Here is a 26,072-nt window from a genome sequence, read left to right as displayed (position 1 = left end):
CGGTATTCATTTTAAAGCTCTCGTCAAAGTGTAGTAAAAACTATGCCAACCGAGAAACTTCATAAAAAAAAGCCCAAGTCAGCAACGCACTTGGGCTTTAATTAAGGTAAATACATTTTATTTGCTGAGGATATCGTCAACAGTACCTTGCGCTAATGGATGATAGCCTGGGCGAGCGATGGCAAATACACGTTTGGCAAACACATGACCTTGCTCTGATTCAGCAAGCTTTTTATACAAAGGCACAATCAGCTTACGGCGACCAATGGCAATTAAATACTGCTCTAGTTCAGGCATAATCACATCATAGCCAGAGTGCAACGCCAATAAATACCATGCATGTGCAATTTCGGCGTTTTGACTCTTGGTTAAATTAAACGCTTTGTCTAATTCTGCCATCTTCTCTTCATTTAAATCACGATCCAAACCATTAATGAAATAAAGCCATTCATGCACGGTCCAATTGGCGGTTGGTAACTGACTTAGTGTTAACTCGCCCGCCTGCCATTGACGCTTTTGCTGTTCGACTTTTACAAACACATCGGATTGTGGTTGTGGTGCATCAGCGGGTAATCCGGTTCCAAAAATCCACTCATTCACTTCTTTATCGGCAACAATACCCGGGTATTTGTGGATTAAATGCGTATTTAAATAGCTGATAAACTCTTTGGTGCCGATTGATTTAAACGCAAAGTGATTAAAATAATCCAACACGAATGGGTCAAATTTTTCGCGACCAAATCGCTGCTCTAAAAACATTAGAAATAATTGGCCTTTAACATAAGGCACATCACTGAACGCCGCATCTGGGTCTCGACCTTGTAAATCGAGGTACAGTATCGAATCGCTGGCTGGCAAATCGGCTAGGTCAGTCTGCAAGTCTGCAACACCTAACACTTGCTCCATAATGGCTCTGTCGTTGCCAAATACGCGCTCCATAATGCGGTTTTCAACATAAGAAGTGAAACCTTCGTTCAACCAAAGGTCACGCCAGCTTTCGTTGGTGACTAAGTTGCCAGACCACGAATGCGCGAGTTCATGGGCAATCAAGTTAACTAATGATTTGTCGCCGGCGACTACAGTTGGCGTAATAAATGAAAGTCTCGGGTTTTCCATGCCGCCAAAAGGAAAGCTCGGTGGCAATATCAACAAGTCATAACGTCCCCAGCGATATTCGCCATACATGGCTTCAGATACGTCAATCATATCTTGGGTATCGTTGAATTCAGCAACCGCGCGTTCAAGGATATACGACTCCGCATAAACGCCGGTTTGTTCACTCATCGCTTTAAACTGTAGGTCACCCACACCGATAGCAATTAAATAGGCCGGTATGGCTTGTGGCATAGAAAAGAAATAATCGCCATCTTTTGTGGCATTTGGTTCATTATTGGCACTCATTACCGCGAGTAACGCCGGATCGGTTTTAATGCGAGCCGTATAGGTCATACGCACCGCCGGGGTATCTTGAATCGGGATCCAGCTTCGCGCATGTATTGCTTGGTTCTGGCTGAACATAAACGGGTATTTTTTACCTTGGGTTTGTTCTTTACCTAACCACTGCAGGCCCGATGCTTTTTCGGTTGATTGATAGTAAATTCTAACCGTTTTCGCTTGAAACTTAGGGTCTATGGTTAATTTTGAGCCCATAACGTCATCTCGAGATGCTAATTGGTGTGCGACGTTATGCCACTTGCCCTGCTCATCTTGTGCCATCGCACGGTCGATAATAAGGTCACGGGTATCAAGCACCACTAAGGTCGGTTCATCCTGCAACCAATTTAATGTCAGATCAGTAAACCCTTTGACCGCTTTTTGTTGAAAATCTATTTCAAGGTCAAGATAGGCGTGAGTTACATTAACTTGATCGTAATTGGCATAGGTTAAATTGTCTTTAACTTCGGCAACTGAGGCAAAAGACAGCAGCAACATGCTACAAAGCAAAGAATTGAAAAGCTTTATCATAATTATCCATCGTTATAATTTATATCACCGCTGATAGTCTACTTGGCAAGCCACTGTTTGCAAGGCCAATCATGATAATGCCTAGATAAATTGATAATAGTGGTAAAAACCTTGCTGGAAATGAAAACAACAGATGAATTTTTGCGGGAGATTTGCGATAATTTTGCATCCTAAGTAAAAATACTTCAATTAAATCAAGGCTTGCACTGCATTCGCTGTTATGGATTCTGAAAAATCACTTTTTGCCCGCCGTTTTCGCGGCTATTACCCAGTCGTAATCGACGTTGAAACCGCAGGCTTTAATGCCAAAACCGATGCTTTGCTTGAGATCGCCGCCAGTATCTTGCACATGGATGAAGTTACCGGTTTGATGTCGATAAAAGAAACCCTATGTTTTAATGTTAAGCCATTTGAAGGTGCCAACTTAGAGCCAGCGGCGCTTGAATTTACAGGTATCGACCCGCACTGTGCGTTACGCGCTGCCATCGATGAAGCGGAAGTATTAAAAACCATCTTTAAACGTATTCGCAAAGAAATGAAAGGCTATGGTTGCAAGCGCGCGATTATGGTCGCTCATAATGCTGCTTTTGATCTGGGCTTTGTCAATGCCGCAACGGAACGTTGTAATATCAAGCGCAGTCCGTTCCACCCATTTGTTAGCTTTGATACAGCCAGTTTATCAGGTTTGGCGCTAGGCCAAACCGTATTAGCCAAAGCATGTGAAAGTGCCGGCTTGGGCTTTGATAACAAAGAGGCACATAGCGCGTTATACGATACCGAGAAAACCGCTGAGCTATTTTGTTTTATCGTCAATAAATGGCAACAACTTGGTGGTTGGCCGATTGCAGAAGAAGCAGAACAAGAGCAAGAGCAAGAGACGAAACCTGAAGACGGTTCTGACGCGAGTTAGCATTAGCTGTTTCACCAATGTAATAACTCATACGCAACCAAACCCGTACGTATCATGCACCTATGCCTAACTGGGCCTAACTGGGCCTAACTGGGCACAAATTGGCCACAACAAAGCATAGGTATACACTTCTATATATGTGATTAACCGTATTTGGTTAAGAGCTTTTCGCGCCGTAACGCATCAAGTTTATCCGTCTAGATTGACGTCGTACATACATAATTTTTAATGCAAACAATGCCAATGGTAAAGCGATGCCAATACCAATGGCGTCGGCCTTATATTTTACCAAGACAATCGATACCGCAATAAAAGCCCAAGGATAATACTCGTAGACGAATTGTGGCAAACGCAAGCCAGGCACAGTTTTACTTATACGGGTTTGACGTCGATAGTCTGAACGCATAACCGACACCATTGCTGAAGCGACATATAACAATAAAGCCGAGATATGGGCGATGATATCATCGAAGCGAAAAAAAAGCGCAACGCTGGCTCCGAAATAAATCAGCGGTAGCTTTTCATAGATAGGTTTACTTAGTCTCATATTGTCATTCCATGATCCGTTATTATTTTACCCCTTACGACATTGAAACTAATGTCAGGTAAATAAACGCGCAGGAAGGTTATTACTCCCTACTTCCTTATTCTAGTCTACAAAAAAAAAGCTGCTTAAAAAAGCAGCTTTTGCAAAAATGTTTAAATTAATGCTTATAATTCGTCAGCATTGTCAGAAAGGTAAGATGCAACACCTTCTGGAGAGGCCGTCATACCTTTGTCACCTTTGTTCCAACCCGCTGGACATACTTCGCCGTGCTCTTGGTGGAAAGAAAGTGCATCAATCATACGCAACATCTCGTCAACGTTACGACCTAATGGAAGATCGTTAACCACTTGGTGGCGAACATTACCTTCTTCATCGATTAGGAAAGAACCACGGAAAGCAACACCAGCTTCTGGGTGCTCAACATCGTATGCTTGACAGATTTCGTGTTTAACGTCAGCAACTAGAGTGTATTGAACTGGACCAATACCACCTTCGTTTACTGGCGTGTTACGCCATGCATTGTGAGAGAATTGAGAATCGATAGAAACACCGATTACTTCAACGCCACGGCTCTTGAAATCATCCATACGGTGATCGAATGCGATCAACTCAGAAGGACATACAAAGGTGAAGTCTAGTGGATAGAAAAAGATAACTGCTTTTTTGCCTTTGATGGCTTCGCTTAAGTTAAAGTTATCAACAATTTCACCGCTTCCTAGTACAGCTGCAGCAGTAAAGTCAGGTGCTGAACGACCTACTAATACACTCATGGTTTTCTCCATTTTCGTTAACGCTAATGATTTAGCTAAATAAAATTATTATTTGGCGCAACAATATATTGCGCAATAAACCTGTAATTAAATATGGCGATGATTATCGCAATTACAAGCTCTTTATTGAATTATTCTGCGTCTTTATATTTTTCTGCTGTTTCTTTGATCAAAGGCTGTAGTTCACCTTGTTGAAACATTTCTAAAATAATGTCACAACCACCTACAAGCTCACCATCTACCCATAACTGTGGGAAAGTTGGCCAGTTTGCATATTTTGGCAGTTCTGCGCGAATATCTGGGTTTTGAAGAATATCAACGTAAGCAAATTTCTCACCACATGACATCAATGCCTGAGAGGCTTGCGATGAAAAACCACAACTCGGTAGCTTAGGTGAACCTTTCATAAAAATTAAAATAGGATTTTCAGCAATTTGCTGTTTGATTTTTTCGATAGTTTCCATAGATTCCTCTAACAATCTTGCCTGCGCCAGGCACAAGGAAAGCGCACCAATTAAAAGTCTGACTAGTTTACTAGGGTTTAAGGTAAAACGACAACCGCTTTTCAACGATTGTCGTTATTTTTTAGATCACTTTTATCTATAAGAGTTGAATAACTGCTTATTGGGCAAGCTCAGTTAATACCTGATCTTTAATTTCATTCCAAACTGGAATTTGCATTAATCCGTGTTCACGAACCGCATACACTGATTCGGTAAATTCACCTTGCTTAGCGAGTTCAATCAAACGCTTATAAAAATCAATACTGATTTGTCGTGCATTTTGGTTGGCAAAATAAATACCACCCAAGCGCGAATATAGATTTTTAAAACCATTAAGAACCAAAACATAGATTGGATTATTCGATGCCAGCGCTAAGTCATGGTGCAATTGGTAATCTTTTTCAGCGAATGTTTCGCCGTCATCGGATGCATCAATGGCATTTTCTAACAACTCAATCACTTTATCAGGGTTGTTTTTTATCGCGCCACGAATATAGATCGCACTGATATTGGTACGAGCCGACAATAAGTTTTCAACCAGATCAGGAATACCTTCTTGGTCTAGCTCGGCTAATCGGCCAAGGATATTTAGACCACATGTTTCCCAAAAATTATTTACTTTAGTTGGTTTACCATGCTGAATCGTTAACCAACCATCGCGAGCGAGTCGCTGTAGGACTTCACGCAAGGTGGTACGAGTAACGCCGATCAGCTCAGATAACTCTCTCTCGGCAGGCAATATAGATCCAGGTGGGAAGCCACCGTTCCAGATAGATTCAACAATATATTGTTCTGCAAACCCTGCTGGACTTTGAGCTTTTATAATCATTTATTATTCCATCGCTAGGTCCAACTTTAATAACAACGGATGTTGCTTGGACCCAAAAAACTGTTGATATGTTAGTGCTTATATAAACTGATTGTACCAGACTCTGTCAAGGTAAAATACTCGTTAAATCTCGTTAAATTTCGTTAATAAAAGCTAATTAGCAGTTTACCGAATGCTATCAGTACTTTAAAATACGGGCGCTTTAAAAAAATACCACCTATATTTGTACAAATGTCTGTAAAACACTGTAATTGGTGATTAAATTTCGTACAAAACTTATTTAGTACCGAGTAACTAGAGGCTGCGGCATGCAACAATCCTACTCACAAGCTCTGTTTAAGAACTTTCTGGGGCAAGCACCACAATGGTATAAGCTGACGATTGTCGGTTTTTTAATCCTCAACCCTATCCTGTTTTTCTTTATCTCACCTTATATAGCAGGTTGGGCATTGGTCCTTGAGTTTATCTTTACCTTGGCCATGGCTCTAAAATGTTATCCGTTGCAACCTGGTGGTTTGTTAGCTATTCAGGCTGTTGCAATTGGCATGACGACGAGCAGTCAGGTGTTGCATGAAATTGAAGTGAATCTTGAAGTACTGTTGCTACTGATCTTTATGGTTGCCGGCATTTATTTCATGAAAAACTTGCTGCTGGTGATGTTTACTAAAATCATAACCAAAATTCGCTCTAAGATTGTGGTGTCATTTATGTTCTGTTTCGCCAGTGCATTTTTGTCGGCTTTCTTGGACGCATTAACCGTTATCGCAGTTATCATCAGTGTTGCCGTAGGCTTTTACTCGGTCTATCACAAAGTCGCCTCAGGCAAGCACCATTCCCATAATCACGATTCAACCAGCGATGACGAATTGCCGGATTATTCTCGTCAAGATCTAGAACAATTTCGCGCCTACCTAAGAAACCTATTAATGCATGCGGGTGTTGGTACAGCGTTAGGTGGGGTAATGACCAAGGTTGGTGAGCCACAAAACTTGATTATTGCTGAGCAGTCGGGCTGGGAATTTATCGAATTTGCGATTCGTATGTCGCCTGTGACCATCCCTGTATTGATTGCCGGTTTGCTCACCTGTGTTTTGCTTGAGAAGTTTAAATGGTTCTCATACGGTGTTCATTTGCCAGACAATGTACGCAAGATTCTGGTAGATTTTGATGAAGATGAAACGGCATCACGTACCCGAGCGGACAATATGAAATTGGTTGCCCAAGGTGTTATTGCGCTTTGGTTGGTTATCGCTTTGGCGCTGCATTTGGCGTCCGTTGGTCTGATTGGTCTAACGGTCATTATTCTTGCCACGGCATTTACTGGTGTCATAGAAGAGCATCAAATCGGCCACGCTTTTGAAGAGGCGCTACCGTTTACCGCGCTATTAGCGGTATTTTTTGCGGTGGTTGCGGTTATTATTGACCAGCAATTGTTTACGCCTGTGATTGCTTGGGTGCTAACCTTTGAAGGCGATATGCAGTTGGTTATGTTCTATCTCGCCAATGGCTTCTTGTCGATGGTCAGTGATAACGTCTTTGTTGGTACGGTTTATATTACCGAAGTGAAGAATGCCTTAATTGAAGGCCAGATTACTCGAGACCAATTTGATATGTTAGCGGTTGCCATTAATACAGGTACCAACTTGCCATCGGTTGCAACACCAAACGGTCAAGCGGCATTCTTATTCTTGTTAACCTCTGCCTTAGCGCCGCTGATTCGCTTGTCATATGGCCGAATGGTTTACATGGCTTTACCGTATACCATTGTCTTAACGATAGTTGGTTTGATTACCATTCAATCAGGGATGTTGGTTGAATATACCGACCTGTTTTATGAGATGGGCATTATTGAGCATCATTCTATCGTAGATGGCAGTGGCGACTCAGGCCATTAATCATTACTTACAGAAAAGCGCCTAATTGGCGCTTTTTTTATGGCTAAAATGCCGTTAAATTGTTGATTAAGATCAGCAATCACCGTATTGTTTGCTGAGATAATTTTCTAACATAATCGTTATATAAAAATACTTAACAGGCAGGAAGTTAATGCTTAAAAAATTAAACGACTTTGTTCTCAACCCGCTTTCTTGGTGGCTATTAGCGTTATCGGCGCTTGGACTCGAGCTTAGCGCTCTTTACTTTCAATACGGCATGAAGCTAGAACCATGCATCATGTGTATTTATCAACGCGTTGCCATTTTGGCGATCATGGTGGCCGGTGTCATTGGTGCCGTTGGCAACAAATATACCTTGCTACGATTAATCGGCTTTGCTATCTGGGCGGTTGGTGCCATTTGGGGTTTAGCTCTGGCGGTTGAGCACGTTGAAATTCAAGCCAATGCAGGCTCGCTGTTTTACACCTGTGATCTGGTGCCTAATTTCCCAAGCTGGATGCCACTGCACGAATGGATACCATCATTATTCGAAGCCACTGGTGACTGTGGTGAAATAAGCTGGCAATTCCTCGGCTACTCGATGCCGCAATGGATGGTCGTTGTCTATGGTGTTTACACCGTATTGTTTGCGATTTTCTTTATCAGCAGAGTGTCCCAATTATTTAAAAAATAATGGTCATATATTACGACAAAGGGGCCTAGTGGCCCCTTTTTTTTATCACTGGCGGACGTAACGGCTTATGGGTTACACCGTCATGCTAATAGCACTGCCATCACGCTGACTCTTAACATCGATTCGCTTAGCCATTTGTTCTTTTAGCTCACTGACATGGGATATGATGCCGATAGTGCGACCCGTTGCCTGTAAATCAACTAAGGTTTGAATGGCCAACTGCAGTGAGTCTTGATCTAAGCTGCCAAAACCTTCGTCGATAAACAAGGTATCGAGCACGATTCCTCCTGAGCGCTGCTGAACCACGTCACTTAGCGCCAACGCCAGCGCCAAAGACGCCATAAACGATTCGCCACCAGATAAGGTTGCAACCGGCCTTGCTTTGCTACTGTAACTATCAAATACCGCCAAATCTAAGCCCGCTGTGACATTGCGCTTCTGCGCACTTTCGTCTTGACGTATTAATTGATATTGGCCACGACTCATCAGGTGCAATCGTTTCGAGGCAATGGCTAACACACTGTCGAGTAAGTCGGCGAGAACGAAGCGTTCTAATGACACCCTTACGTTGCCACGACCAGACGCCGCCAAAGCCAGATTTCCTATCACCTCATATTGACGTTTATTGTCACTTTGTTGATCTTCAATGGCGCTGATTTTACGTTGCGCATCACGTAAACGGTTATGCTGCATTGTGGTTTGTGAAAGCAGCTGTTCTGCGGCAATTAAGTTCTGCTGGGCAAGGTCGAGCTTTTGTTGCAATGCGTCTAGATTGGGTTGTTGCTTGTCCTCAAGCTGTTGCGCCAGAGCACTAATTTGGCCTTTTATTTGCTGGCGTTGCTCTTTGTGCTGGGTAAGTTGTTGCTGCAAGGCAGCAACCTGCTGTTCATCGAGTTCGACCACTTTAAACGCCTGCTCATTAGCAAAACCATGTTGCTCTAGCGCCGCTAACCACACTTGCTGTTGTGTATTAAGACGTGCGGATACCGTCGCTATATTCTGCTTGCCCTGATCAATATGTGCATTGATTGCGGTGACTTGTTGCAACAGTGCCTGCACCGCTTTTTCAGTCTCGTCATGAGTTTGTTCTAACTGAGCTATTTGTGCTGTCAATTCGGCTATTTCGGCCTCTAATACGCCCGCTGTACGGTATTTTTCAGCAAGCGTCTCACTGGCTTGTTGCAGTGCTTGTTGGGCACTGGCTTTGGCAGCAACCAGCGTAGGCAATTGTTGGTTTAATTGTTCAATATTCTGGGCAAGCGGCGCTAATGATTCACTCATTTTTTGCTGGTTTATTTGCCATTTTTTGATGTTATCGGCAACCGTCGTCAACTCCTGAATACGCAGCTCCAGCCGACTAACATGCTGCCTTACCTCAACCCTATCGGCGGAGAATCTATCAGCAAATTGCTCTTTAAGCTGTTGATTAATTTGTGCAATACGTTGTTCGAGTTGTTGACTTAGTAACTGTTGCTGCTGTTGATTGGTATCCGATTTTGCTAATCGTTGTTGCTGCTGTTGCCAAGCTGTTTGTGCTTGCTCCAACGTTGCTTGATCAACGCTGTTATCGCCACTTGCCTGACATGGCGCAGGATGCACAGCGGAACCGCACACTGGACATGGCTGGTTTATCTCAAGTTGAGCGGCCAATACTGCCGCTTGATTGGCATGATAATGACTCGCTTGTTGATGATAATGCTGCTCAGCTTGTTGCCATAGTCGATATTGTTGCTGGTAAGCCTGTTGCGCTTGCGTTAAATCGTTTTGAGTGCGTATCAGCTTTTGATTGAGCTGATCTCGTTCGTCCAATAATATTGCTTGCTGCTGTAAATTTTTCAATTCAAGCATTAACTCGTTTTGCTGGCCCAGTTGTTGTTGGCTTTGTTCAATTAACAGACGGCCTTTTTCACTGCGCTCAGCAATGGATTTATGCTCTTGTTGTTTGCTTTGCAGTAATAATTGTGCGTCTTGCAATGCCTTATCGTGGTCTTGATAATACTGCTGAGTTTGGGCAAAGCTTTGCTGCACTGGTAGCAAGGACTTTAACCCCGCAATACGATGTAATATCTCATCCCGCTGTTGCAGTTGTTGTTTGGCCGATTGCCATTGCTGTGTGGCATGTTGATGTTGTTTGTTAAGCTCAAGTTGCTCGTTTAGCCACACCTTTTTCTGCGTTTCAATTTGTTGAACGTCAGCCTTTAGCTGGTCTAACGCTTGTAATTGCGGCTTAATTTTTTGTGCGGTTAACGCCAGTTCAATTTTCTGCGCTAAAGCCTGCATAGCCTCACGTTGGCTTTCGATTGCGGTGAGTTTTTCTGTCGCTATGGCATGCAACTGAAACTGCTTACTTAGGCTTTCGCCATCTTTATATTGGCCTAAGCATAATTGACGATTAGCGTCTTCAATATGTTTGGCTTGCTGTTGCTGCTCGCACAATTGTTGTTGCTGTACAATTTTTTCCTGCAGTTGTTCATTACTGTCGACCAACACTTCGCTCAAGGTTTCATCAATCTTACTTTTAAATTGACTGTATTGGCGTTCAATTTGCAGGGCACGCTCTTTAATTTGTGTTTCAATTTTTTGATAAATGTCAGTGGCAAATAGCGTCGATAAAATCGCTTGACGGTCGCTTGAGTTGGCCAGTAACAATTCGCGAAATTTGCCCTGTGGTAATACCATGACCTGGCGAAACTGATCCACGCTTAATCCGACAATTTGCAAAATGTATTCGTCGGCATCCTTTTTCTTTTTGGCGACGAGCAGCTGTTCTGTGCCATCGTCAAGCAACTGCAATAATTCTGCGGTGGCGTTGTGTTTGACCAATTTATCGCCGCGTTTACCCGCTCGCATTTGCGAAGGTGTGCGGGTTATTCGATAGCGCTTGTCTTTAATGGCAAATTCTAGACCGACCGAGGTTAAGGTATCATCGCTGGCATGATCGCTGCGAATGCCCTGCTCTTTGCGCGCTTCGTCGGTCGTTTCGCCATATAAGGCGTAACATATAGCATGTAACACCGAAGACTTACCCGCGCCAGTTGGACCATCGATTAAAAACAGCGGATTATCACCTAGGCTGGTAAAATCAACTGTCTGCGTTTTTGCAAAAGGGCCGAATGCGCTGATGGTTAAATTAATCAGTTTCATTATTCGCCCTCCTGGTGTTGTTTCGCTTGATCAATACAGCTGTGTAACAAGTCACGTTGCGGTTGACTTAAATCCATGCCCATCACTTGTTGATAAAATTCAGCGAACACATCGGCTTCGGATTTTTGATTGTCAAAGGCAATTGGCTGATGTTGCTGCTCACTTTGAGCGAAATTAACCCGTTCGAGTTGCAAAATATTTGGGTAAACAGAGCGTAATTGCCCCATCGGATCAAGCATGATTTCAGTATCGGTTAGTTTGGCAAGATAATAATCATCGCTCGCTTTACCATGCTCTGTTATATGATTCTGGCCTTGTTCTATTAATTGTTGCAAGGTGCCTTCGAGCACTTTAACGTCGCGTTTCGCGGTTAATGGTAGTGAGGTCAAGGCGATGTCTTTGCCTGATTCTAATTCAACCAAGGTGACCGCTTTTTGTTGTTTGTATTCGGAAAATGAATACTTTAATAACGAGCCGGAGTAGCGAATATGCGGCTTACCCTTATATTGTGGTCCGTGTAAATGACCAAGGGCAACATAATCAAATGGCTCTAAAGGCTGCCAGCTCACTCTGTCTGCACCACCTATCGATAATGGTCGTTCTGAATCAGACTCACTGGCGCCATCAAGAAAACAATGTGAAATTAAAACCGCTGCCATATCACTATGGTGCAAATTTTTATGAGCTAATATTTGTTGCGCGCAATAACTGTGAGCCTGATCGTAACTGCGAATTGTTTGTGCGTTATCATCGTCTTTAAAAGTCAATCTCACTTCACTGGGATCATGATATGGCACGCCATAAAAAGCCACTTTCTGACCGGCTTTTTCGACGATCACAGGTTGTTCGATGTCCGCTAAGTCGGCAAGAATATGCACGCCAGCGTGCTGCATTTGCTTAGCACCAAAACGAAGACGTTTGGCGCTATCATGATTACCGCTGATCATTATAGTGGTCACGTTAAGCTGCTGAATTTCATTAATAAAGTCATCAAGGATTTGCACCGCTTCGGCTGGCGGCACAGAACGATCGAAGACATCGCCAGCGATAATTAACGCATCGACCTGATATTCGACTAAATAGCGCTTTATTTGTGCCAACACGTATTGTTGATCATCAAGAAGAGATTGGTTTTGAAACAACCGGCCAATGTGCCAGTCAGAGGTATGAAGAAAGCGCATCCTGTGTCTTTTCATTTAAACGACAATATTGATAACAAGATTATGCCAGAGATAAAGATGAGTGCACATAATTAATCGAGGAAAAAATCGGCCAATGCCAAGTTTTGCTGTTGATTGATGCTGGCGGGTATTTTAGTGCTAACGCTGTGCCTAATGCCCTGCTTGCTATGGTGCTCGTTGATGCCCTTGTTGACGAGATAGTTACATGCTACATTGCCTTTTTTAATACTGATTCAACTCGCTATGCTAGCATCATTATTTAAACCATCTCCTCTTCTCGATGCAGACTCTAAACAGTGGCTAATCGATACCTTTATTTGGGCCGTCGAAAACTTTGGCGAATCCTATTTCAAAGAACAAAGTCAGCTGATTCTACCAACAAACACTTTCTATCCCGGTAAAGTCAGTAGCGTTGAAGAAATGACGCAATTGGTGTTTCGAAATACCCTAGATTATGCCGGTATGCAGGATTGGCCAATCAGCCTCTACTCACCAGAGCAATACGCGCAATTACCGAACATCATGCCACAACTTGGTTTTACAGACGCATTGCGCGGTAATGATATTCAAGTCAGTCATAATGATTACCAGCAAGGCTCCGCTATGCGTATCCCGCTGAGCTTTAACCCACAACAAATAAATCAACCACAAGACCTAGTTGCCACTATGGTGCAACAGTTGTCAGCGGCTTTAATCCAGTATCGAAAGTCGCCGATCCCAGGTTCAGAAAAACTCGCCCCCCAAGCGGTCGATGTTGTTGCAAGTGTAATGGGCTTTGGTGTTATTTTTGCTAATACTGCGTATCAATTTAAAGGTGGCTGTGGCAGTTGCTATAACAAAATGGCGAATCGACAAGCCAGTTTGCCGGAAGCGGATACGGTATTCACGTTAGCGCTGTATTGCGTCGCTAAAGGGATAGATAAAAAACACGTTGTTCCCCACCTAAAATCACATTTACGTGGCCATTATAAGAAAGCCATCAAAGAGTTATCAAAGGATGGGATTAACGATTTAGCCAGTATGAAACTGCATCGGTAATGTTTCATAGTCAGTTAACACTTGCCCTGAGCGTGAAAAAGGCTTACAACAGAGTAAGACACATATAGGACAGGCAAATGAACTATAAACAGGTTACCACCGCTGCCAACAAAAATATTGCCTTGGTTGCCCATGACAATATGAAAGCAGCATTGATTGATTGGTGTAAACAACACAAACAACAATTGATTAAACACAGGCTTTTTGCCACCGGTACAACGGGCGCGCAATTAGAACAACAAGCAGGATTGGATATCAACAAGCTAATTTCAGGTCCTCTTGGTGGTGATCAGCAGATCGGTGCGCTAATTACCGAGCAAAAAATCGATATGATGATTTTTTTCTGGGATCCACTCGAAGCACAGCCACACGACCCTGATGTCAAAGCACTACTGCGACTTGCTGCTGTATGGAATATTCCTGTCGCCTGTAACATCTCAACCGCAGATATGTTGATTACATCACAGCTGTTTAATGCGCCAATGCAAAAACAAATTCCCGATTACGACGCTTATCTCACTACGCGTACGTAGACGAAAAGAGGAAATATTATGTTAGCCGCCCTGCTTGTTCCATTTATTCTCATCGCCTCAGGTCTTTTTTGTTTAAAACACACCTTGGCACTTAGGGACAAGCAAAAGCTCATGAGCTACATCAGCTGCAACCCTAAAGCCAAATATTGGGTGAACCGTTACGGTACTGACAAGGTACAACAAGTTTGCAGTAATAAATTGCTGCCATTAGCCGTCACCGTGTGCCTGCTGATCATGTTGACAGGTTTTATCGCTATGATTAATTTAATGGCGTAAAGGCAACAACCAAAACGCAAACATAAAACAGTACAAACAAAAAAAGGAACGCTTTAGCGTTCCTTTTTCGTTATGACAATATCATTAACCAGTAACTAATGGTGGGAATGATTTAACCAAGTCATCAACGGCTTTCATTTGCGCCAAATACGCTTCTAATGCATGTAATGGTAACGCACTCGGTCCATCACATTTTGCTTGGTCAGGATCAGGGTGTGCTTCGATAAACAAGCCAGCAATACCAAGCGCCATACCAGAGCGTGCCAATTGTGCCGCTTGAGCACGTCGACCACCTGCTGAATCTTCACGACCACCAGGCTTTTGCAATGCATGTGTGGCATCAAATATAACCGGCGCCATAGATCGCATCTCATCCATGGCTAACATATCAACAACAAGGTTATTGTAACCATGGCAGCTACCACGCTCACACAAGATAATATTTTCGTTGCCCGCTTCACTGAACTTTTTAATGATGTGACGCATTTCATGAGCCGCTAAAAACTGTGGTTTTTTAACGTTAATCACCGCACCGGTTTGTGCCATCGCAACCACCAAATCGGTTTGACGAGCCAAGAACGCCGGTAATTGAATCACATCAACCACTTCTGCCACCGGTTGTGCTTGATGGGTTTCATGCACATCGGTAATGATAGGTACGTTAAACGTTGATTTGATTTCTTCAAAAATTTTCAACCCTTCTTCCATACCTGGACCACGGAATGAATGTACCGACGAGCGGTTGGCTTTATCGAACGATGCCTTAAACACATAAGGAATGCCCAGTTTGTTGGTCACTTCAACATAATGCTCAGTGATCTTTAATGCCAAATCTCTTGATTCAAGTACATTCATGCCGCCAAACAAGACAAATGGCTTGTCGTTAGCAACACTGACATTGGCAAAATCGATAGTTTGTAAACCCATGATAATCCTTAATAATTACGAGATAGTTTGTAAAATTTGACCACAAAACCAGGCGGCAAACGTACCCAAAGTATAACCCAGTACCGCCAATAACACGCCCACTGGAGCGAGTGATGGATGGAATGCTGACGCGACCACAGGTGCTGACGCTGCGCCGCCAACATTTGCCTGACTGCCGACCGCCATATAAAACAACGGTGCCTTAATCATTTTAGCAACGAACAGCATCAATGAGGCGTGAATCGCCATCCAAATGATACCAATAACAAAATAAATTGGTGCGTCGGCGATCATGGTTACGTCCATCTTCATGCCGATAGAAGCAATCAATATATACAACATTGCCGAACCGACTCGTGAGGCACCGACCCCTTCGAGCTTGCGAAAACGAGTAAATGATAGGCCAATTCCGACAACCGTGGCAAACACGATCATCCAGAAAAACTTGCTATGGAAAGATAAACGGTCAAGAGTCGGGTAATTATCGACCATGAACGGCGTGATCAGGTCGGCAAAGATATGGGCGAAACCTGTCACACCAAAACCAATCGCCAGAATAATCATCAGATCATTTAAGGTTGGCATACGGGCGTGTTGTTGTTGGAAGTTTTCGACCTTTTCTTGTAAACGGCTAATTGCGCTGGTATCCGCACCAGATTTTGCGTCTATTTGTTTGGCATTTGCCGCCAAAATAAGCACCACGGCCATCCATAAATTGGCAACAATCACATCAACAGTGATCATAGCCGAAAATATTTGATCACCAACGCCATATATCTCTTTCATTGCTGCTTGGTTTGCACCACCGCCTATCCATGAGCCAGCAACAGTGGTTAAGCCTCTCCATACGGCCTCAGGCCCATCGACACCCAATAAGTCTGGTGAAAACGAGGAGACAATAAGCAAAGCGATTGGACCACCAATAATGATGCCCACCATGCCGGTAAAAAATAGAATAATGGCTTTTTTGCCAAGTCCGGCGATGGCTTTTAAATCAACACTCAGGGTGAGCAACACCAAGCAAGTCGGCAATAAGAATCGGGACGCAACGTAATAAAGATTCGATTCTTTACCACTGATGATACCAAAGGTGTTTAATAATGATGGTAAGAAATAACACAGTAACACTGCTGGCACGATAGAGTAAAAACGCTGCCAATGTCGGTTGGTGGAATTCGCGGTATAAAATACCAAACCAAGCATAATGGCCAGTAAACCCAATACTGACGCATCGTTGGTGAACATTGTGGTTGTTTCCATAAATCTCCCTATTTAGCCACGACGCAGGCTACTTTTTTATTATTATTGTTGCGGCAGCGCAGCTGCCGCTTTATTTTATGCCGCTTTAATTTATCTAGTGTGCTAGTGAACCTTGCTATCGGCAAGGTGGATATTTTCCAACTGCATTTTCAATAATTGAGCTTCCGGCTCATCCGGACATTTGTCCAGATAGTACTTATAATCATCAAATGCCACTTTGTAGCAATCGAGTTGCTGCAATAAGAAACCGCGATCACGATGATGATACGGGTCGTGAGGCTCTAATGCTAAAACCAACTCAACCAGAGTCAGTGCATCAAAATAACGATTTTCACGTATTAAGGCATTCTTAACACTGAGTAAGTATTGCACCAATAACTTGTTATCGCTGATTGGTTCTAACGACGCATGTTCGTCTTCGTTGTCATCATCGTTTAAACGCTGATCTAATTCCATCCAGCTGATCGGTTTGCCATCAATGCTGTGAAAAATTATCGCGTATTCATCGTCACAAATGATGCGTAACATCACCTGGTCAGGCACATAAACGGCTTCAGCATGAAAACCACAGGCACGCAGGATATGCAAAATCATCAAGTTTTTTGCCGCTGGAGCCAATGAACGATACGCCATACCATGATTTAATTGATGTTCGGCGATGGTCCAGTTTTCTTTGTGTTCGCTGACAAATAATTGTTCAACAAAAATCAGACGCAATAGGCGCTCTGCTCTATCTAATGGATCATCTATATCGGTTAGCTTGTCAGCAAAGTAATCAATAAAACCATTGATGTCTTCCATGTTCATCTGTGAGTCCGCATGATCATTCAAAAGGACATGCTGCTCAATCAAACACAGAGCTTGAGCTAAGTCGACTTGTTTGGCTTTAAGTTCTGCCAATAATAAATCTTTCATTAATTTGAATACTCATTACCCACTCAGGGGTACCACAATAAGTTGTCGCTACTTTGTTCGTTTTAAAGTAGAAAATTTTGTTTGGTCATGGCCACTCTGGCCACTAAAATCACCCAGCCCATCGCGCCAAGGTAACCAATAATTCGCATGGTATTGTTACGCGCAAGCTTTAAGGTGTAATAACCGGTAAAGATATAAGCGACTACGGCCAGTAACTTTTCCGTCATCCACGGCACTTGGCCTGGGTATAAGGCGTATTGCACCATCATGATAATGCCCACCACAAATAATAACGTGTCGATGACATGCGGGGTTATCTTTAACCAACGCGCTTGTAACTTCTCTGGGTTGGTCATTTTCAGCGCAAAGCGAAAAGTAAACAAAGCGATACTCAACGCCGCGAGTGTCATATGCAAATGCAACATCTAAAACATCCAAGATATTTTGCAAAAATTGGCGGCTAGAATAGCATAATTAAAGGTTTTTGTAATGTTTTGCGCTCTAACAGGTTAATGCTTGGCTTTCAAACAATAATGAATCGAAAAATAACCGTTAACATAATGTAAAGCGCACAGAATTACCGCACTGTTGATATTAAAAGTGAGCAATCAAACGGAGTGTCTAAATAACGAACACAACCGCTGAGGCTAGGATTCATTAGGGCTTAGATCTGTTGTAAAAGGTTAATGCACAACGTTATCCACAGCTTATGTGGAAAACTTAATGGTGCATTATTTGTGCAGTATAAACTGCGAAAGTTTACTCGAATTTTGCCGATAAAAAAGGCGGCTAACGCCGCCTTTTCTCAAACACGCTATTTATTAGTCTAACTTGTTGGTGATATGGTGCGATGCCGCAGCGGTAAATACCACGTCAGTCGAGCTGTTGAGTGCGGTTTCGGCTGAGTCTTGAATGACGCCAATGATAAAGCCAATCGCGACGACCTGCATGGCGATATCGTTACTAATGCCAAACAAACCGCACGCCAGTGGAATCAATAACAATGAGCCGCCGGCAACACCAGATGCACCACAAGCCGATATCGATGCGACAACGCTCAGTAGCAATGCGGTACCGAGATCGATGTTAATACCTAGAGTGTGCGCCGCAGCAAGCGATAACACGGTAATGGTGATCGCTGCACCGGCCATATTAATGGTCGCGCCAAGTGGAATGGACACCGAATAGGTATCTTCATGTAAGTCAAGTTGCTTACAAAGGCGCATATTGACTGGAATGTTAGCGGCTGAACTGCGGGTGAAGAACGCGGTTATACCTGATTTAACGAGGCAAGTGAACACCAATGGGTATGGGTTTTGACGGGTGATCACATAGACAATAATTGGGTTAACAACCAAAGCGATAAACAACATAGAACCGACTAACACCATCAATAACTCAGCGTATTCTAATAACGCAGAAAATCCGGTCGTGGCTATGGTATTGGCCACCAGACCAAAGATACCGATAGGCGCTAAACGAATCACCACACGCACCACCATAGTAATGGCATCGGCAACATCTTGAATCATACTTTTGGTGTTATCACTGGCACCTTTGAATGCAAAACCTAAGCCTAAGCCCCAAGCCAAAATACCGATAAAGTTACCGGTGACAATGGCATTGAACGGATTATCAACCAATTTATACACTAAGGTGGTCAATACTTCATTCAAGCCTTGTGGTGGATTAGCCGTCGCACCGGCTAAATCAAGCGATAAGGTGGTCGGAAACATAAAACTCATCATCACCGCGGTAAATGCCGCACAAAGAGTACCAATAAAGTACAGTATGATGATTGGTCGCAACTCCGCGTCACTATCGAGTTTTTGGTTCGCTATCGAGGCGATGACCAAGACAAAAACCAATACCGGGGCAACGGCTTTAAGACCATTGACAAATAGACCACCTAAAATCGCGAAGTTTTTAGCCGTTTCTGGTGCCACTGCTGCGACAACACAACCAATAATAATGGCAATGATGATCTGAACAACCAGACTTCCTGAAGTGAGTTTTTTTAATAGTTCTGACATAGAAGTTACATCTCTTGTTAATCACATCTGCGAATTCGCAGGAGTTTTTGGTGTTTGTCACTTGTCGTTGCAAGCGACTGTAAATAATCTTTATTGATAAAACGATCAACAACGGCGGCAAGGGTTTGCTCAATACGCACGTTGATTTGTCGACCTCGTTGCCAATTTGGTAAGGCGAGCTCTTGATACACTTTTTTCAATTCTCGGCGTTTGTCGCGAAAATCAGGCCATACCTTAACATTCTGATAATTAAAATCGAGTATTAGTTGCTGGCAGTCATTGCTGATTGGCAACAACTGCGGTGACCCTTTCAGCTCAAAGGCGTGTTGATGATCAACCATATCAAGCTGCAATACCCCCAGATCATCAGGCAATGATACTTGCTGTGGCAAGTCATTGATATCTATGGTTTGTGCCCAATTACTGAGATCTTGATATATAGGCGTTATCAACAGTTGTTGTTTATAACGGCGGACCATTGCGTTTGCCAACTTTACCTGAGGGTTGGCGTCGACTTTGGCATATACACAAGTGTGCATGATTTGCTCGAGCTGCGCTTCACTTGGCATCAATACGCCATGCTGTTTGCAGTAAAAACGAATAACGTTGCGCTGTCTGGCAGCGGATAAGGCTTTTAACGGCTCAATTAACAGTTGCTTATCGGCATTGCTGATGGTGTCTATATCATCTTTTGCATAGTGCTCTAATAATTGCTGCGCTTCGGAAAAATGTTTGGCGCTGCGACTGCTGCTGCTAAGCATATGTGGCCATCGCTCCAGCAAGCTGGGGATAATTCGTCGGCGTAGAAAATTGCGATCAAAACGTTCATCTACATTGGACTCATCCTCTACCCAATCAAGATTATGCTGCTCTGCATAGTGCTCGATATCCATTCTCGATGAACTCAATAAAGGTCTAGCCAATAACTGCTGCTTGTTATGTGCCCGAATATCAGACATCGCCGCTAAGCCCGACACGCCTGAACCGCGCTTAAGCGCCAATAACATGGTCTCTAATTGATCATCTTGATGATGTGCGGTAAGGATCACAGCGTCATCTGCGCTGTGCTCGCTTAGTGCTTGATAGCGTGCGTCTCTGGCAAGGGCTTCCAAGCTCTGACGTTTTTGCGCTGTTAAATCAACCTTAATCGCTTGATATGGGATGCCTAACTGCTGCGCTTGTTGTTTGGTAAAACGAAGCCAATCATCGGCATTCTCGCTTAAACCATGATGCACATGTATCGCTTGTAACTGGGTCGTTAACTGACTTTGATTTTTTAAGCTGGCAAGCAGGTGCAACAACACTTGTGAGTCACAACCTCCGCTATAGGCAAGCGTCAAAGGTCTGCCCAGTAACTGATGCTGGTTTAAAAATTCAAGTAACTGTTGGCAAAGGGAATTTGAGGTGTTCATTAGGAGTTTAAATTAGCACATGCATGACTTATAAGGAAAGTCTTTAGCTAAAAAAGGGAAGCTGATGCTTCCCTTTCAATATGCTGTGTTTAGCAGTAACCGTAATTCATCAAACGTTGATAACGGTTCTCAATCAACTTATCTGCGTCTTGATCATCAATATCACTTAAGTCTTTCTTAAGCGCTTGTTTTAATTGATTGGCCATTAAGTCGTAATCACGGTGCGCGCCACCTAACGGCTCGGCAATAATGTTATCAATCAAGCCTAAGCTTTTAATACGATCGGCAGTAACACCCATGGCTTCAGCAGCTAACGGGGCTTTTTCTGCGGTTTTCCACAAAATAGAAGCACAACCTTCTGGTGAAATAACCGAGTAAGTTGAATACTGCAACATATTGACACGGTCACCGACACCAATCGCTAATGCACCACCTGAACCACCTTCACCGATAACGCTACAAATGATAGGTACGTTCAAACGCGACATTACTTTTAAGTTACGGGCAATCGCTTCTGACTGTCCGCGCTCTTCTGCACCGATACCTGGGTATGCACCTGGGGTGTCAATAAAGGTAATGATTGGCATGTTAAAACGCTCAGCCATTTCCATGATGCGCAATGCTTTACGATAACCTTCAGGTCGAGGCATGGCAAAGTTACGACGCACCTTCTCAGCTGTTGCACGGCCTTTCTGATGACCAATAACCACAACTGGACGGCCATCTAATCGTGCTGTACCAGAAATAATCGCAGCATCATTTGCATAAGCACGATCACCAGCCAATTCATCAAAATCAGTAAAAATACGATCGATGTAATCCTGAGTATAAGGACGTCCTGGGTGACGGGCAATGCGAGATACCTGCCAAGGGTCAAGGTCAGCAAAGACTTTCTTGGTCAGCTCTTCGCTTTTCTTACGCAATTGCGCAATCTCAGCTTCAAGATCCAGGTCAAGTTCTTGCCCCTGGTTTACTAATTGCAGCTCTTCTATTTTTGCTTCTAATTCTGCAATTGGTTGCTCAAAATCCAAAAAATTGAGTGACATAAATTCGTTACCTAATATGTTGTCTATTGCCTTTGTCGCATTTATTTGCATGACAAAGGAGGTCATTCGAACCGCTCAAGTGGGCGATTTTACTAAAATTCTTTAACTTTTAAAACTGTAAAGCGATATTATTCTCGCCTAATAACAGTTTTAACTCATGTATTAAGGTATCACTAGGCGTTACTCGCCATTGTGTACCTAATTCAAGTACTGCCGATGCTTCAGGTCGTTGATAAAACACTCTTAGTGGACATGTCCCCTCTTTGTATGGTGACAGTGTGGTGACCAATTTCTCTGCGAAATCTGGTTCAAGTGTTTGTTTTACAACGTTTAAGTCAATTGACTTAATGAAATTTTCACGTGCCTGAGCAATTGTCATTACTTCTCGGGCGGTCATTGTAAGGCCTCCGGAGAAATCATCAAAGCTGACCTGTCCCTTACAGACCAAAATTGAGTCATTTTTTATGATTTCTTCAAAGCGCTCAAAATCATCTGGAAACAGTCGTAAATCTATACGGGCACTTTTATCGTCAAGGGTAACCAAAGCCCAACGTCGGCCTTTTTTATTGATTAACACCCTTACACCAATGACTAGGCCTGAGGCAGTAGATATTTTATCTTTGCCGCCAGGTTGCAGATTTACCAATCGAGGCGAACCGTATTTTTTAATTTCATCCAAATAACGATTTATTGGGTGACCGGTCAAGTATAGACCTAATGTTTCCCGTTCACCGTCTAGCCAAACCGCTTCTTCCCAATGTGGAACTTCCTGGAATGACTGAATATTATCATCGACTTCTTCGTTGATCAGACCAAATAAGTCATCCTGACCGATAGCTTGTGCTTTGGCGTGTTGATCAGCCGCCTTAATGGCTTCGGTCAAGGTTGCTGCCATAGCAGCACGATGTGGACCAAGGTTATCCATGGCGCCTGATCTAATCAAACGCTCTAACACGCGCTTATTAATTTTCTTCAGATCAATACGAGCACAAAAATCAAATAAGTCCCTAAACGGCCCACCACTTTCACGAGCTTCAATTATCGCTTCAATTGGACCTTCACCAACGCCTTTAATTGCGCCGATGCCGTAAACAATTTGATCGTCATCGTTGACGGTAAATTTATATAAGCCACTGTTCACATCAGGCGGTAATAAATCTATGCCCATGTTTTCACATTCATCGACTAAAGTGACGATTTTGTCGGTGTTGTCCATATCCGCAGACATAACCGCGGCCATAAATGGCGCAGGAAAGTGAGCTTTCATCCATAAGGTTTGATAGGAAACCAAAGCGTAAGCTGCGGAGTGCGATTTGTTAAAACCATAACCGGCGAATTTCTCAACCAAGTCAAAGATTTTCATCGCCAACTGACCGTCAATGCCCAAGTCAATCGCACCCTGTTCGAAACCAGAACGCTGCTTGGCCATTTCTTCCGGTTTCTTTTTACCCATTGCACGACGTAACATATCCGCGCCACCTAGGGTATAACCTGCCAAAACCTGAGCGATTTGCATAACCTGCTCTTGATATAGAATGATACCGTAGGTTGGCTCTAGGATTGGTTGTAACGATTCATGTTGCCAGGTTTCATCAGGGTAACTGATTTCTTCTCGACCGAGCTTACGGTCGATAAAGTTATCTACCATGCCGGATTGCAATGGACCCGGACGGAATAACGCTACCAAAGCGATCATATCTTCAAAACAGTCAGGTTTTAGACGTTTGATCAGATCTTTCATACCCCGTGATTCCAACTGGAATACGGCGGTTGTTTCAGCTCTCAATAAGAGTTCATAGCTTTTCTTATCTTCAAGCGGAATGGCAGCAATATCGATTGGCTCTTTGCCTTGCTTAAGCTGCTTTTCATCGGCCATTTCAATGGCCCACTGCAAAATGGTTAAGGTTCTAAGACCCAAAAAGTCAAACTTAACCAGACCCGCTTCTTCGACGTCATTCTTATCGAATTGAGTAACCGGGTTAAGCCCTTCGCTATCGCAATACAACGGTGCGAAATCGGTAATCGTGGTCGGTGAAATAACAACACCACCAGCATGTTTACCGGCATTACGTGTGGTACCTTCCAAAATACGACACATATCAATAAGGTCTTTAACCTCATTGTCTTGGCTGTATACCTCAGGCAAGCGAGGTTCAATTTCAAAGGCTTTCGCCAACGTCATACCCGGGTCGCCAGGTATTAATTTTGATATGCGGTCGACAAAACCATAAGGATGGCCCAATACGCGACCAACATCTCGTATGACCGCTTTTGCGGCCATGGTACCAAAGGTAATAATTTGCGATACCGCATCACGGCCGTACAAGTCAGCAACGTGATCAATAACTTCATCACGACGATCCATACAAAAGTCGACGTCGAAATCCGGCATTGAAATACGTTCAGGGTTAAGAAAACGCTCAAATAGTAGATCGAATTCGAGCGGATCTAGGTCGGTGATTTTCAGTGCGTATGCGACCAATGAACCAGCACCTGAACCACGTCCGGGTCCTACTGGAATATTGTTATCTTTCGACCATTGAATAAATTCCATTACGATTAGGAAGTAACCTGGGAAACCCATGTTATTGATAACTTCCAACTCGATTTTTAAGCGCTCGTCATACTCTTTACGCTTCTCTGCAAAGTCGTCAGCGTCTTTATCAACTAGAAACTCTAAACGCTCTTGTAAACCGTCTTCAGACACTTTGACTAAAAAGTCTTTGATATCCAGATCACCGGTTGGGAAATCTGGCAAGAAGTACTCGCCAAGACGCACTGTGACATTACAACGTTTGGCTATTTCTACTGAGTTTTGTAACGCTTCCGGGATATCACTGAATAACTCGCACATCTCGTCTTCGCTGCGCAAATATTGCTGATTGGAATAATTGCGTGGGCGGCGCTTATCATCAAGTGTGAAGCCATCATGGATTGATACTCGAATTTCATGAGCATCAAAATTCTCCGGTTCCAAAAATACCACTTCATTGGTAGCGACAACGGGCACACCGGTTTCTGCAGCCAATGCCACAGCCATGTGCAAGTATTCTTCTTCTTGTGGACGAGCGGTACGAATCAATTCTAAGAAATAATTATCTGCGAAGTGTTGTTGATAAAAGCTAAGACACTGTCGAACGGTTTCGTCGTTACCTTTGAGTAAGGCTTTACCGACATCGCCGTCTTTCGCGCCAGATAATAATATTAACCCTTCTTTATACTCGACCAACCAGTCGCGATCGAGCACGGTTTTACCGTGTAATTCACCGCGTAGATAGGATTTTGAAATCAACTCAGTAAGGTTTTTATAGCCAGTGTTATTGCTGGCTAAGATGGTGATACGGCAAATATCGTTTGCAAATTCAGGGGCATTTAACCAGAAATCACAACCAATTAATGGCTTTATACCCGCCCCTTGCGCCGCTCCGTAGTATTTAACTAAACCACACAGGTTCATTTGATCGGTCAAGGCAATGGCAGGCATCTGCAAATCATTTGCCTTGGCGATGATCGGTTTGACCTTATTTAGGCCATCACTCATGGAGTAATCGCTGTGCACGCGTAGGTGCACAAATTTAGGGTCTTGCATTAGCGCCCCACGACCGAACTGTTAGCCAGTATATTGGCGACAGGTTTAAAACTCTTGCGATAACAATCAAGCACGCCTAATTCTGCCAACTTCTCAAAGTGGGCTTTGGTTGGATAGCCTTTGTGACTGGCAAAACCATACTCCGGATACTGCTGGTGTAAGTCTAACATTTCCTGATCGCGCGTCACTTTCGCTAAAATTGACGCTGCAGATATTTCCGCAACCTTCAAATCGCCTTTAATTACCGATGTCGCCGGTACACCAAAGTCAGGACAGCGATTACCATCAACCAACACATGCTGTGGCGTTATCGGTAAACCAGCAACGGCACGTTGCATGGCAACCATGGTCGCTTGCAATATATTAATTTGATCTATTTCGTCGGGTTCCGCGCGGCCAATGCAGTAAGCCAGTGCCTTTTCGCGAATCTCTATGGCTAGGGCATTACGCTTTTTTTCCGACAATTTTTTCGAGTCGGTTAAGCCTTCGATAGGGTTATTGGGATCAAGAATGACCGCGGCGGTAACCACAGCACCTACTAACGGGCCACGGCCCACTTCATCGACGCCAGCAATTACAGCAACATCGGGGCGAATAAACTCTTCGCTCATTTACAGCCTACTCCA

Annotated in this window: 22 protein-coding genes; 6 read left to right on the top strand and 16 right to left on the bottom strand. The window is 43.5% G+C overall.

The features are described from left to right. Positions 1-117: 117 nt before the first annotated feature. The gene (locus E2K93_RS14800) at positions 118-1,968 is read right to left on the bottom strand and encodes a M1 family metallopeptidase (protein WP_135439842.1); all 1,851 of its coding nucleotides are present in this window, start codon (positions 1,966-1,968) and stop codon (positions 118-120) included. A 217-nt stretch (positions 1,969-2,185) separates the two neighbouring features. Between E2K93_RS14800 and rnt the strand changes: the two genes are divergently transcribed. Then, entirely contained in the window at positions 2,186-2,875 is a 690-nt protein-coding gene (gene rnt / locus E2K93_RS14795) for a ribonuclease T (protein ID WP_135439841.1), read from the top strand. 157 nt (positions 2,876-3,032) lie between these two features. On the opposite strand, the gene E2K93_RS14790 is transcribed toward rnt, so the two are convergent. From E2K93_RS14790 to fadR, 4 genes are all read right to left on the bottom strand, one after another. Further along, complete coding sequence (locus E2K93_RS14790) at positions 3,033-3,422, bottom strand: hypothetical protein (RefSeq protein ID WP_135439840.1); 390 nt, start codon at positions 3,420-3,422, stop codon at positions 3,033-3,035. A gap of 164 nt (positions 3,423-3,586) precedes the next feature. Next, complete coding sequence (locus E2K93_RS14785; protein WP_135439839.1) at positions 3,587-4,192, bottom strand: peroxiredoxin; 606 nt, start codon at positions 4,190-4,192, stop codon at positions 3,587-3,589. A 131-nt stretch (positions 4,193-4,323) separates the two neighbouring features. Then, the gene (locus E2K93_RS14780; protein ID WP_135439838.1) at positions 4,324-4,656 is read right to left on the bottom strand and encodes a Grx4 family monothiol glutaredoxin; all 333 of its coding nucleotides are present in this window, start codon (positions 4,654-4,656) and stop codon (positions 4,324-4,326) included. Between the two features lie 157 nt (positions 4,657-4,813). Continuing rightward, positions 4,814-5,524, bottom strand: coding sequence for a fatty acid metabolism transcriptional regulator FadR (gene fadR / locus E2K93_RS14775; RefSeq protein WP_135439837.1), 711 nt, complete (start codon positions 5,522-5,524; stop codon positions 4,814-4,816). A 308-nt stretch (positions 5,525-5,832) separates the two neighbouring features. On the opposite strand from fadR, the gene nhaB reads away from it, so the two are divergent. Both nhaB and dsbB read left to right on the top strand, forming a co-directional pair. After that, positions 5,833-7,419, top strand: a complete 1,587-nt coding sequence (nhaB, locus tag E2K93_RS14770; protein WP_135439836.1) for a sodium/proton antiporter NhaB — start codon at positions 5,833-5,835, stop codon at positions 7,417-7,419. A 151-nt stretch (positions 7,420-7,570) separates the two neighbouring features. Beyond that, positions 7,571-8,092, top strand: coding sequence for a disulfide bond formation protein DsbB (gene dsbB, locus E2K93_RS14765; protein WP_135439835.1), 522 nt, complete (start codon positions 7,571-7,573; stop codon positions 8,090-8,092). 72 nt (positions 8,093-8,164) lie between these two features. Here dsbB and E2K93_RS14760 read toward each other — a convergent pair whose 3' ends face one another. Next, on the bottom strand, positions 8,165-11,236 hold the full coding sequence (locus E2K93_RS14760; protein ID WP_135439834.1) for an AAA family ATPase: 3,072 nt from the start codon (positions 11,234-11,236) through the stop codon (positions 8,165-8,167). Further along, positions 11,236-12,417, bottom strand: a complete 1,182-nt coding sequence (locus E2K93_RS14755) for an exonuclease SbcCD subunit D (protein ID WP_135439833.1) — start codon at positions 12,415-12,417, stop codon at positions 11,236-11,238. The genes E2K93_RS14760 and E2K93_RS14755 overlap by 1 nt, the downstream gene beginning before the upstream one ends. 243 nt (positions 12,418-12,660) lie before the next feature. Between E2K93_RS14755 and E2K93_RS14750 the strand changes: the two genes are divergently transcribed. The 3 genes from E2K93_RS14750 to E2K93_RS14740 all read left to right on the top strand — a co-directional run bounded on the left by E2K93_RS14750 (position 12,661) and on the right by E2K93_RS14740 (position 14,264). Then, entirely contained in the window at positions 12,661-13,455 is a 795-nt protein-coding gene (locus E2K93_RS14750; RefSeq protein WP_135439832.1) for a hypothetical protein, read from the top strand. A 77-nt stretch (positions 13,456-13,532) separates the two neighbouring features. Further along, entirely contained in the window at positions 13,533-13,988 is a 456-nt protein-coding gene (locus E2K93_RS14745; RefSeq protein WP_135439831.1) for a methylglyoxal synthase, read from the top strand. 18 nt (positions 13,989-14,006) lie between these two features. Then, positions 14,007-14,264 (top strand): hypothetical protein, encoded by a 258-nt coding sequence (locus E2K93_RS14740; RefSeq protein WP_135439830.1) that lies wholly within the window; start codon positions 14,007-14,009, stop codon positions 14,262-14,264. Between the two features lie 84 nt (positions 14,265-14,348). Here the strand turns inward: E2K93_RS14740 and kdsA are convergent, their stop codons facing one another. The 9 genes from kdsA to rnhB form a co-directional block, all read right to left on the bottom strand. Further along, a complete protein-coding gene (gene kdsA / locus E2K93_RS14735; protein WP_135439829.1) occupies positions 14,349-15,191 on the bottom strand; it encodes a 3-deoxy-8-phosphooctulonate synthase in 843 nt (280 codons plus the stop codon). Positions 15,192-15,206: 15 nt separating this feature from the next. Further along, positions 15,207-16,451 (bottom strand): DUF819 domain-containing protein, encoded by a 1,245-nt coding sequence (locus E2K93_RS14730; protein WP_135439828.1) that lies wholly within the window; start codon positions 16,449-16,451, stop codon positions 15,207-15,209. A gap of 102 nt (positions 16,452-16,553) precedes the next feature. Continuing rightward, complete coding sequence (locus E2K93_RS14725; RefSeq protein ID WP_135439827.1) at positions 16,554-17,366, bottom strand: tetratricopeptide repeat protein; 813 nt, start codon at positions 17,364-17,366, stop codon at positions 16,554-16,556. Between the two features lie 62 nt (positions 17,367-17,428). Continuing rightward, positions 17,429-17,791: a SirB2 family protein gene (locus tag E2K93_RS14720; RefSeq protein ID WP_135439826.1), complete on the bottom strand. Its 363-nt coding sequence runs from the start codon at positions 17,789-17,791 to the stop codon at positions 17,429-17,431. A 396-nt stretch (positions 17,792-18,187) separates the two neighbouring features. Further along, a complete protein-coding gene (sstT, locus tag E2K93_RS14715; RefSeq protein ID WP_135439825.1) occupies positions 18,188-19,399 on the bottom strand; it encodes a serine/threonine transporter SstT in 1,212 nt (403 codons plus the stop codon). A gap of 17 nt (positions 19,400-19,416) precedes the next feature. Beyond that, on the bottom strand, positions 19,417-20,811 hold the full coding sequence (gene tilS / locus E2K93_RS14710; protein WP_135439824.1) for a tRNA lysidine(34) synthetase TilS: 1,395 nt from the start codon (positions 20,809-20,811) through the stop codon (positions 19,417-19,419). Positions 20,812-20,900: 89 nt separating this feature from the next. Further along, positions 20,901-21,857 (bottom strand): acetyl-CoA carboxylase carboxyl transferase subunit alpha, encoded by a 957-nt coding sequence (gene accA, locus E2K93_RS14705; RefSeq protein ID WP_135439823.1) that lies wholly within the window; start codon positions 21,855-21,857, stop codon positions 20,901-20,903. Positions 21,858-21,966: 109 nt separating this feature from the next. After that, positions 21,967-25,446 carry a DNA polymerase III subunit alpha gene (gene dnaE / locus E2K93_RS14700; protein WP_135439822.1) on the bottom strand — a complete coding sequence of 1,160 codons (3,480 nt, stop codon included), beginning with the start codon at positions 25,444-25,446 and terminating at the stop codon, positions 21,967-21,969. Beyond that, positions 25,446-26,057, bottom strand: coding sequence for a ribonuclease HII (gene rnhB / locus E2K93_RS14695; RefSeq protein WP_135439821.1), 612 nt, complete (start codon positions 26,055-26,057; stop codon positions 25,446-25,448). The genes dnaE and rnhB overlap by 1 nt, the downstream gene beginning before the upstream one ends. Between the last annotated feature and the right edge of the window lie 15 nt (positions 26,058-26,072).

The sequence above is a fragment of the Thalassotalea sp. HSM 43 genome, from assembly GCF_004752005.1.
Lineage (GTDB): Bacteria > Pseudomonadota > Gammaproteobacteria > Enterobacterales > Alteromonadaceae > Thalassotalea_A.
Note: the sequence above shows the minus strand (reverse complement) of the source record. Positions and strands in the feature narration are given on the sequence as shown.

Bases quoted from the DNA above. Each gene is read 5' to 3' on its own strand.
- rnt (WP_135439841.1), top strand. From the start codon at position 2,186: ATGGATTCTGAAAAATCACTTTTTGCCCGCCGTTTTCGCGGCTATTAC.
- E2K93_RS14790 (WP_135439840.1), bottom strand. From the start codon at position 3,422: ATGAGACTAAGTAAACCTATCTATGAAAAGCTACCGCTGATTTATTTC.
- E2K93_RS14785 (WP_135439839.1), bottom strand. From the start codon at position 4,192: ATGAGTGTATTAGTAGGTCGTTCAGCACCTGACTTTACTGCTGCAGCT.
- E2K93_RS14780 (WP_135439838.1), bottom strand. From the start codon at position 4,656: ATGGAAACTATCGAAAAAATCAAACAGCAAATTGCTGAAAATCCTATT.
- fadR (WP_135439837.1), bottom strand. From the start codon at position 5,524: ATGATTATAAAAGCTCAAAGTCCAGCAGGGTTTGCAGAACAATATATT.
- nhaB (WP_135439836.1), top strand. From the start codon at position 5,833: ATGCAACAATCCTACTCACAAGCTCTGTTTAAGAACTTTCTGGGGCAA.
- dsbB (WP_135439835.1), top strand. From the start codon at position 7,571: ATGCTTAAAAAATTAAACGACTTTGTTCTCAACCCGCTTTCTTGGTGG.
- E2K93_RS14760 (WP_135439834.1), bottom strand. From the start codon at position 11,236: ATGAAACTGATTAATTTAACCATCAGCGCATTCGGCCCTTTTGCAAAA.
- E2K93_RS14755 (WP_135439833.1), bottom strand. From the start codon at position 12,417: ATGCGCTTTCTTCATACCTCTGACTGGCACATTGGCCGGTTGTTTCAA.
- E2K93_RS14750 (WP_135439832.1), top strand. From the start codon at position 12,661: ATGCTAGCATCATTATTTAAACCATCTCCTCTTCTCGATGCAGACTCT.
- E2K93_RS14745 (WP_135439831.1), top strand. From the start codon at position 13,533: ATGAACTATAAACAGGTTACCACCGCTGCCAACAAAAATATTGCCTTG.
- E2K93_RS14740 (WP_135439830.1), top strand. From the start codon at position 14,007: ATGTTAGCCGCCCTGCTTGTTCCATTTATTCTCATCGCCTCAGGTCTT.
- kdsA (WP_135439829.1), bottom strand. From the start codon at position 15,191: ATGGGTTTACAAACTATCGATTTTGCCAATGTCAGTGTTGCTAACGAC.
- E2K93_RS14730 (WP_135439828.1), bottom strand. From the start codon at position 16,451: ATGGAAACAACCACAATGTTCACCAACGATGCGTCAGTATTGGGTTTA.
- E2K93_RS14725 (WP_135439827.1), bottom strand. From the start codon at position 17,366: ATGAAAGATTTATTATTGGCAGAACTTAAAGCCAAACAAGTCGACTTA.
- E2K93_RS14720 (WP_135439826.1), bottom strand. From the start codon at position 17,791: ATGTTGCATTTGCATATGACACTCGCGGCGTTGAGTATCGCTTTGTTT.
- sstT (WP_135439825.1), bottom strand. From the start codon at position 19,399: ATGTCAGAACTATTAAAAAAACTCACTTCAGGAAGTCTGGTTGTTCAG.
- tilS (WP_135439824.1), bottom strand. From the start codon at position 20,811: ATGAACACCTCAAATTCCCTTTGCCAACAGTTACTTGAATTTTTAAAC.
- accA (WP_135439823.1), bottom strand. From the start codon at position 21,857: ATGTCACTCAATTTTTTGGATTTTGAGCAACCAATTGCAGAATTAGAA.
- dnaE (WP_135439822.1), bottom strand. From the start codon at position 25,446: ATGCAAGACCCTAAATTTGTGCACCTACGCGTGCACAGCGATTACTCC.
- rnhB (WP_135439821.1), bottom strand. From the start codon at position 26,057: ATGAGCGAAGAGTTTATTCGCCCCGATGTTGCTGTAATTGCTGGCGTC.